We start from the raw sequence: 8,869 nt of genomic DNA on the forward strand, positions 1-8,869 counted from the left end.
GTTAAACATCAAACGTTAAACATCAAACGGCCTATAGGGCCGTTTGGTGTTTAACAACGAAAGCGTGTGTTTGGCCAAAGGAACAGGTTGCATCGACCAGTTCGGCTTGAGCTCATGACCCTGGCCACTATCTACAAATATTTTGTATCGATCTTCTTTTTATTCCTCGTTGCGAGACGGAAATACGGTCGCGCGTAGCGCGATACCCACCCTTCGCGATAAAAAACCGCGAAGAATGGGGCAACGAGTGTTGTGGCTCATGGAATTTGTCGATGCACCCAGGAAACTTAGGCTCAGAAATTAGAGTCAGAGATCTTCTTTCGTAGCCGACTCGGGGGCGAGGCCGTGCTTTTCCATGCGGTAGATAAGGGTGCGGCGGCTGATATCGAGATAGCGGGCAGCCTGGGTCTGGTTGCCGTTGAACTTCTCCAGCGCGCGGCGAATGAGGTCTCGCTCGAGAGCTTCAAGGCTGATGCCCTGCTCTGGAAGGTCGAGCCAAAAGGGAGCGGGGCGCGGGGGAGCAGTAAGCTCCGGCGGAAGGTCTTCTGTGGAGATGACCTCAGAGGTCGAAAGCACCACCAGGCGCTCCATCACATTTTCAAGCTGACGGACATTCCCTGGCCAGTGATAGGCGATGAGATGCTGCAGCACCGTGGGTGAGAGACGCAGATGCTCGAAGGCGTGCCGTTTGCGAGCGCGTTCAAAGAGCACCTCAATCAGTTCCGGTAGATCTTCCCTCCGCTCACGTAACGGCGGAATGCGCAGCGGAACCACGGCAAGACGATAGTAGAGATCTTCACGAAAGGCTCCATCCTCGACCATTGCAGAGAGATCGCGGTGGGTGGCTGCAATAACACGAACATCTACCTTGATGGGATCGGTGGCGCCGAGCTTGGCAAGCTCGCCTTCCTGCAGGACTCGCAGCAGTTTCACCTGAGCTTCGAGTGGAAGCTCTCCGACTTCATCGAGAAAGAGCGTGCCGCCGTTGGTGGACTCGATCCGTCCTTCCTTGTTGGCGACAGCTCCGGTAAACGCGCCTTTGGTGTAGCCGAAGAGTTCGCTTTCGACGAGATCGCGCGGGATAGCGCCGCAGTTGATCGCGGCGAATGGGCGTTTGCCACGGCGGCTGTTGTGATGGATGGCGCGAGCGACGAGCTCCTTGCCGGTGCCGGTCTCTCCCTGGATGAGTACGGTTGCGTCACGCTGAGCGACCCGTGCAGCCTGATCGAGGACACGGAGAAGCCCTTTGGAGTGACCTACGATGGCTTCGAAGCCATAGCGCTGATCGAGGGCGGAACGGAGAGTCTGAACCTCTTCGATGAGGCTTTGACGTTCCATCGCACGATGAACAACAAGGACAAGCGCGTCAAAGTCCAGAGGCTTGGTGACATAGTCATAGGCGCCCAGCTTCATCGCCTCGACCGCGGTTTCGACTGTACCGAAAGCGGTAACAACGATGACCGTCGTGCGAAGACCTGCCTGAGTAATACGCGAGAGCAGCTCCAGCCCTGTTGTAGGCATACGCAGATCGGTAATGACAAGCTGCGGTTCGGACTCGCGGAGCATGCGCCATGCTTCTTCGCCATCGGAGGCGACGGAGACCTGGTAGCCCGCTTCCTCAAGCTGCAGCTTCATGACACGTCGGAGACTGACGTCGTCATCGACAACAAGAACGCGATTGCTCACGCCACCTCCACGGGCCGTTTTAGCGGCGCAGATGCGATGGGAAGCTCAACACGGAAGATAGCGCCGTGGCCGATGTTCGGGACGCAGGTAAGCGTTCCACCGTGCTGGCCGGCAATATTGGCCGCAATTGCAAGCCCGAGCCCTGTGCCATTTTCGCGCGTCGTGAAGAAGGGCTCGAAGATGCGTGCGCGGACTTCGGGACTGATGCCTTTCCCATGATCGCGCACCTCAATGCAGAGGTTGCCGCCGTGCACAAAGCTGCTGAGAGTAACGGCTCCTTCCCCCTCGGTAGCCTGGATAGCGTTCAGAACAAGATTCAGCAGGAGCTGCTTGATCTGCTCCGGATCGCATTCGACCGGCGACAGTACCGAGTCATGCAGGACCTCCAGAGTTACGTTCTGACGGCTGGCTGCGTGTTGAGCGAGGGCGGCGACAGAGGAGACCATCTCGGCGGGCTCCATCCATTGCATGCGTGGAAGCCGGGGCCGGGCAAAGTCGAGGAAGTTCGTGAGGAGCTTATTGAGGCGCTGGGACTCCTTGGTAAGGATCTCCAGGCACTCGGCGCGAGCCTCAGCGGATGCTTGTCCGCGCGCGAGGATACCGGCGGCGCCGCTAATGCTGGCCAGAGGATTGCGGATCTCATGGGCGAGGCTGGCGGAGAGCTGACCCGCGGCGCTGAGACGCTCCGATTTACGGAGCTGGTCAATGTTCTGACGCAGCTCGGTGTAGACATGTTCCAGCTCACGCTTAGTTGTTTCGACGCGACGGCGCTGCGTGCGCTCCCGATCTGCAAGCAGACCGGCAATGATGCCGGCAGCACCGAACAGCAACACCACAAGGGTACCAACAAGCACCGCCTTGGCCTGCGACGAGCGCAGCGCAGATGGAAGCTGGACCATAGTGTCATTGTCCCACGCAGGCGGCGATGGCATGGGCCAGCGAAGCTGAGAGACAGCGGGCATCGTGAGTTGCATTGCAATTGGGGAGCCAATGTGGAGGAGCCAAAATAGCGCTCGCTGAATCTTTGGGTTTGAAGAGTATGAACTTGTTACACAATGACTAACGGATCGAACTCCGCTCGATACTCCCACATAAGCTTCGGGTATGTGGGGCACCCGGTGTATGGGCTGCCCGAGGTGCCGGATAGCGGACAGCGGTGTACCAAATGGGACATCGTGAAAGCCCAAATCCCTATGAAACTTGGGGATTTCTATTTGGCTAGCGAATTGCCATAGAAGCAATGTGACGCTAGGAAAGTTGCTCCTCCTCCCACTGTTGCCGGCGGCTTTGCTGGCAGCCCAGACGCCTGTGGATGCGCCGATGCCGGCAGAGCCTGCGCCGCAGCAGACGGCAGCGGCTCCTGCGTCCAGCGAACTGCGGCTGACACTCGATGACGCTCTGGCAATGGCTGGACGCAACAGCCCACGCTTGCAGGAGGCGCTGGCGGGAACACAGCGCGGCCAGGCAGCGGTACAGACGGCACGCGGCTACACGAACCCGAATATCGAGGTCTTTCAAGGCCGCCAGTATGCGCGACCGATCAAGACACCCGGGACTCCAGGCCTGCTGCAGCACTATGCGGGCTACCAAACCATCGAGATTCCATCGGAGCGCAGTGCCCGCCGAAAAGCAGCAGAGTCCATGGCCGCAAGCGCTCGAGCGGCGGAGCGCGGTGTGGGGCTGAATGTAATGGCCGATGCGCAGCGGGCGTTCTACGACGCACTGAAGCGGCAAGAGGAGATCAATCATGCTCGCGAGAATCTGGCGCTGGTGGAGGACCTTCGCCGCCGCGTCGAGGTGGAAGTCAATGTCGGCGAGAAAGGCAAGCTGGAGCTGACCCGGGCTGAAGCGGAACTGGCTCGCGCGCGGTTTGCGGTGAACAGTGCGCAGATCGAATACTCTTCGGCGATCGCAATCCTGCGCGCTGCCATCGCTGCGCCGGCCGATGCGAACCTGATTCCCGTCGGTTCAACCACAGCGCACATGACGCTACCGGCTTTGGATACGCTGCGCGACCAGGTGCTGACCGCGCACCCGGCGGTAGCGCAGTCTGAAGCAGAACTGAATGCGAGCCGATCGACGCTGGACCGCGAGAAAGCTCTCCGCATTCCGCAGCCGACCGCCTTTGCCGAGTTTGAGAACCAGCCCGATCTGCGCTACTGGCGCGCCGGCATCACCATTCCTATTCCGCTGTGGGACAGGCGGCGTGGACAGATTGCAGACGCAAAGGCAGCCATCTCACAGGCAAACGCGACACTGGACCAGCGGCGTCTGGAGCTGGTGAGCGCGCTGGAGCGGGCGTATGAACAGTATCAACTGGCCGACCAGCAGGTGACTTCGCTGGAGGCCGGATCACTGCGGGCGGCGGAGAGTGCGGTAGAGGCGGCGAAGTCCGCATACCGGTTCGGCGAGCGCGGCATTGTTGAGGTTCTGGACGCGCAACGCGTTTTGCAAAGCGTGCGTGGCGATTTGCTGGATGCGCAGTACGCGCGCCAGTCTGCATTGATCGATCTGGAAGAACTGGGCGCACTGACGCCGGGAGCGAGGCCGTGATGACACGATGGTTGGAGCATTTTTCCTGTTGCTGGGTATCCCTGGAGCAGCGTGCAGCGGCGCTTTCATTGAGGAAAACGCCCATAGATGCAAAGGCCCTGCACTACACCTACATGAAAAAGGCTCTAGCGGCCGCGGCGATGGCCGCGGTGTTGCTGGGGACAGGTTGCAAGTCGAAGCTGAAGGAAGAGAAGGCGGTTGCAGGCGCCAGCAATCCAAACATAGTTGCGGTGACGCCGGTGCTGGCCGAGAGCCTGAAGTTTGGAACACCGCAGATGGCCGATGTAACCGGAACACTGCAGGTAGCCGCGCGTGTCGAGACAGATGCGCAACGCATTGCCCGCGTCGGATCTCCGGTTGCCGGACGCATTCTGAATCTGCTGGTCTTTGAAGGCCAGTACGTTCGCGCGGGGGCCGTCCTGGCCACGCTGCACAGCACCAATCTTTCTGACACGCAGTTTGCATTGATCAAAGCAGTGTCACAGCGGGAGCTTGCCGCAGCAGCTGAAAAGCGCGCGGAACAACTAGTGGCCGCAGATGTGATTGGCCGAGCGGAACTGGAACGGAGACGCGCCGAACGGCTGCAGGCCACCACTGAGGAAGCAAGCTATCGCACGCAACTGCTCGGCCTGGGCATGACCGAGGCGCAGATACGGCAGCTGGAAACATCGCGCAAACTGAGTGCTGACTATCCGATCGTTGCGCCGAAAAGYGGCACAGTTTTGAAGCGCGAGATCACCATCGGACAAGTGGTACAGCCGGCGGACCCTGCATTCACCATCGCCGATCTGTCGAATGTATGGATCACAGCGGATGTCCCTGAGCAGGAGGCCGGAATCCTGAAGCCCGGGATGGACGTTGAAGTGCGCGTACCCGCACTGAAGGATATGCAGCTCAATGGACGGCTCTCATTCGTTTCTCCCATTGTCGATCCGGCCACTCGCACCATAGAGGTGCGTATGGATCTCCCGAATCCCGATGGCCGTCTGAAGCCGGATGAGCTTGCCAGTATGACCTTTACCGGCCGCAGCGATCGTAAGCTCACGATCCCGAATGCGGCAGTGGTGCGTGAAGACAACAAAGACAACATCTTCGTACAGATTGGGCCGCAGCGATACATTCTGCGTGAGGTAACACTGGGCGAAGAAGAGAACGACAGGCGCGTCGTGCTTGGCGGTGTCACGCTGGCGGAACGGATTGTGACCGAGGGAGCCTTTCACCTGAACAATCAGCGCAAGCAGGCTGCGATCAAAGGAGAGAAGTAAGCATGCTGCAGTCCATCATCGCGGCTGCTCTGCGGCAGCGCCTGATCCTCGTGGTGGTTGCGTGCGTGCTTATGGGCTTCGGCCKGAACGCGGCGCAGAAGCTCTCAGTCGACGCCTTTCCGGATGTAGCGAACGTACAGGTGCAGATTGCAACCGAAGCCGCGGGCAAGAGCCCGGAAGAGGTGGAGCGTTTCGTCACCATTCCGATTGAGATCGCCATGACCGGCCTGCCGGGCATGACGGATATGCGGTCACTGAATAAGCCGGGACTGTCTCTCATCACGCTGGTCTTCACGGACGAGAGCGACCTCTACCGCGAACGGCAGATGGTCTCTGAGAGACTGGCGGAGCTGCGCGACCACATGCCGGAAGGTGTCACGCCGGTGCTGGGGCCGATCACCAATGCGCTGGGCGAGGTGTACCAGTACACGCTGGAGCTTCCGGGCGAGGCTGAGCAGCATCACGTGCTGACGCGGGATGAATTGATCGAGCGGCGCACGCTGCAAGACTGGGTAGTTCGTCCCCTGCTGCGCGGTGTTTCAGGTGTTGCCGAGATCAACTCTACCGGTGGCTACGTCAAGCAGTACGAGACGCTGGTCGATCCGCAGAAGCTGCATTACTACAACCTGACGATCAACGATGTACGGGCGGCGCTGGCTCGCAATAACGCCAACGCCGGTGGAGGCGTGCTGCCGCAGCATGCAGAGCAGTACCTGATCCGCAGTGTGGGTTTGGTACGCGATGTAGCCGATATCGAGAACATCGTTCTGAAGGAGAACAAAAACACACCGGTCTACGTGCGCGATGTAGCGACGGTTCGCATCGGAACCGAGGTCCGCTACGGCGCGATGATGAAGAACGGATACACCGAAGCCGTAGGCGGCGTCGTGCTGATGACCAGCGGAGGCAACGCCAAGGAGATCGTAAGCCGCGTGAAGGAGCGTGTGGCGGAGATCAACGGCAAGCACATGATTCCCGGCGGCCTGCAACTGGTGCCCTACTATGACCGGTCGGAGCTGGTGGATGCAGCAATCCATACGGTAACCGAGGTGCTGGGCGAAGGCATTGTCTTCGTTGTCGTGATCCTCTTCTTGTTTCTGGGCGATCTACGGTCGAGCCTGATCGTCAGCGCGAACCTGATCCTGACACCGCTGCTGACCTTCCTGGTGATGAACAATATCCATCTCTCGGCGAACCTGATGTCGCTGGGCGGTCTGGCGATTGCCATCGGCCTGATGGTGGATGGATCGGTCGTCGTGGTGGAGAACGTCTTCGCCCGTCTGAGCCACAACCACGACCATGTGCACAGCGAGGAAAAACCTTCGAAGCTGCGCATCGTTCTAGATGCCACACAGGAGGTCGCAACTCCTACGCTCTTCGGGGTAACCATCATCATCCTGGTCTTTCTCCCCCTGATGACGCTGGAGGGAATGGAAGGCAAGATGTTTGCTCCACTGGCATATACCATTGCCATCGCGTTGGGTATCTCGCTGGTATTGAGTTTGACGCTGTCGCCGATTTTATCGTCGTATCTGCTGAAGGGTGGCTCAGAGGAAGACACCTGGCTGGTGCGATGGCTGCGCAAGCCATATACGAGCATTCTGAACTGGACACTGGGGCACCGCAAAGTACTGGTCGCCGGCGTTGTGCTCGCCTTCTTCGGATCGCTGTCGCTCGTTCCTCTCCTGGGGACCTCATTCATCCCGGAGATGCAGGAAGGCACACTGTCTCCCAATGCTGACCGCGTGCCGAATATCTCGCTGGAGGAGTCGCTGCGCATGGAAGGAAAGATGCAGCAGCTCATCATGAGCGTGAAGGGCGTGGAGAACGTGGTCTCGCGTGTAGGACGCGGTGAGTCACCTGCCGACCCGGCAGGGCCGAACGAGGCCGATGTGCTCGCATCGCTGACGCCGTTTGATGAGCGTCCGCGTGGCATGACACAGGACAAGATAGCAGAGGAGATTCGCGAGAACCTGGCAAAGCTTCCAGGCATCAACCTGGTGATGTCACAGCCGATCAGTGATCGCGTGGATGAGATGGTCTCGGGTGTGCGCGCGGATGTTGCGGTGATGCTTTACGGCGATGATCTTGACCTGCTGGTGGAAAAGGCAAACCAGATTGCAAAAGTAGCCACGGGCATCCAGGGGACGCAGGATACCCGCGTAGATCGCGTTGGCGGCCAGCAGTACCTGACCATCAGCATCGATCGTGGAGCGATTGCGCGGTATGGTCTGAATGCTGCCGATGTGAATGACGTGATCGAGACAGCGATTGCAGGTAAGTCAGCGACGGAAGTCTACGAGGGTGAGCGCCGTTTTGCCAGTGTTGTGCGCCTGCCTGCGAGTCTGCGCGATTCGGTGGACGACATTCGGCAGTTACAGGTTAGCTCGCCGGATGGACCGCGTGTCCCCCTCAAAGACCTGGCCAGCGTAAACGTCGTTGAGGGCCCCGCGCTCATCAACCGCAATATGGGCAAGCGCCGTATCGTGGTTGGCGTGAATGTGCAGGACCGTGATCTCGGCGGATATGTCGCCGAACTGCAGCAGAAGGTGAATCAACAGGTGCAGTTGCCCGCAGGCTACTACATCGAGTGGGGCGGGCAGTTCCACAATATGGAGCGGGCGCTGCATCACCTGATGATCATCGTGCCGATCACGATTGCGGCGATCTTCTTCCTGCTGTTCATTCTGTTCAAATCAGTTCGCTTTGCCGCGCTGATCATTACGGTGCTTCCGCTGGCCTCGATCGGAGGCATTCTGGGACTATTTATCTCCGGCGAGTATCTCTCAGTGCCGGCATCAGTCGGCTTTATCGCACTGTGGGGTATCGCGGTATTGAATGGCGTAGTGCTGGTGAGCTACATCCGCAAGCTACGCCAGGAAGGTCTGTCACAGGAGGATGCCATACGACAGGGGACGCGTCTGCGCTTCCGTCCGGTGATGATGACAGCGACAGTCGCGGCGCTGGGCCTGGTTCCTTTCCTGTTTGCTACGGGACCGGGATCTGAGATTCAACGGCCGCTTGCGATTGTCGTGATTGGAGGTCTGGTGAGTTCGACGGCGTTGACCTTGATTCTCTTACCCGTGGTGTATGCAGCGTTTGAGGGGAAGAATGCGCAGGTGGCGTTGGAGGAGACACCTGAGGTGTAGTTGTTGGTTGAATGGTTGAATAGTTGAATGGGAAAAGCGGTTCGAGCGTAGCTCGAATCTCCCACTCACGCTTCGCGTGAATGGGGCACCTGTAGGAGGTCAAGAGGTTGTTGACATCTGGAGCCTGCTGATGGGCGGGCGTAGGTTGAGGCTAGCATGAGGTCTTTGTTGGTTGTAGAAGTCTGTCCAAGGGGCGAGTTGGGTGTCTCTTTGTTC

General features: G+C 59.1%; 6 protein-coding genes. 3 read left to right on the forward strand and 3 right to left on the reverse strand.

The window, feature by feature from the left end:
* Positions 1–306 precede the first annotated feature (306 nt).
* Both AB4043_RS10140 and AB4043_RS10145 read right to left on the reverse strand, forming a co-directional pair.
* Positions 307–1,686: a sigma-54-dependent transcriptional regulator gene (locus AB4043_RS10140; protein WP_442301159.1), complete on the reverse strand. Its 1,380-nt coding sequence runs from the start codon at positions 1,684–1,686 to the stop codon at positions 307–309.
* The gene (locus AB4043_RS10145; protein ID WP_442306985.1) at positions 1,683–2,648 is read right to left on the reverse strand and encodes a two-component system sensor histidine kinase NtrB; all 966 of its coding nucleotides are present in this window, start codon (positions 2,646–2,648) and stop codon (positions 1,683–1,685) included. The genes AB4043_RS10140 and AB4043_RS10145 overlap by 4 nt, the downstream gene beginning before the upstream one ends.
* 295 nt (positions 2,649–2,943) lie before the next feature.
* On the opposite strand from AB4043_RS10145, the gene AB4043_RS10150 reads away from it, so the two are divergent.
* The 3 genes from AB4043_RS10150 to AB4043_RS10160 all read left to right on the forward strand — a co-directional run bounded on the left by AB4043_RS10150 (position 2,944) and on the right by AB4043_RS10160 (position 8,653).
* Complete coding sequence (locus tag AB4043_RS10150) at positions 2,944–4,239, forward strand: TolC family protein (protein WP_442301161.1); 1,296 nt, start codon at positions 2,944–2,946, stop codon at positions 4,237–4,239.
* A gap of 113 nt (positions 4,240–4,352) precedes the next feature.
* On the forward strand, positions 4,353–5,504 hold the full coding sequence (locus tag AB4043_RS10155) for an efflux RND transporter periplasmic adaptor subunit (protein WP_442301162.1): 1,152 nt from the start codon (positions 4,353–4,355) through the stop codon (positions 5,502–5,504).
* 2 nt (positions 5,505–5,506) lie between these two features.
* Complete coding sequence (locus AB4043_RS10160; RefSeq protein WP_442306986.1) at positions 5,507–8,653, forward strand: efflux RND transporter permease subunit; 3,147 nt, start codon at positions 5,507–5,509, stop codon at positions 8,651–8,653.
* A 99-nt stretch (positions 8,654–8,752) separates the two neighbouring features.
* On the opposite strand, the gene AB4043_RS10165 is transcribed toward AB4043_RS10160, so the two are convergent.
* Positions 8,753–8,869 (reverse strand): integrase core domain-containing protein (locus AB4043_RS10165; RefSeq protein WP_442306987.1); only part of this gene is annotated, 117 nt, incomplete at its 5' end.

This window comes from Terriglobus sp. YAF25 (genome assembly GCF_052113305.1).
Taxonomy (GTDB): Bacteria; Acidobacteriota; Terriglobia; order Terriglobales; family Acidobacteriaceae; genus Terriglobus.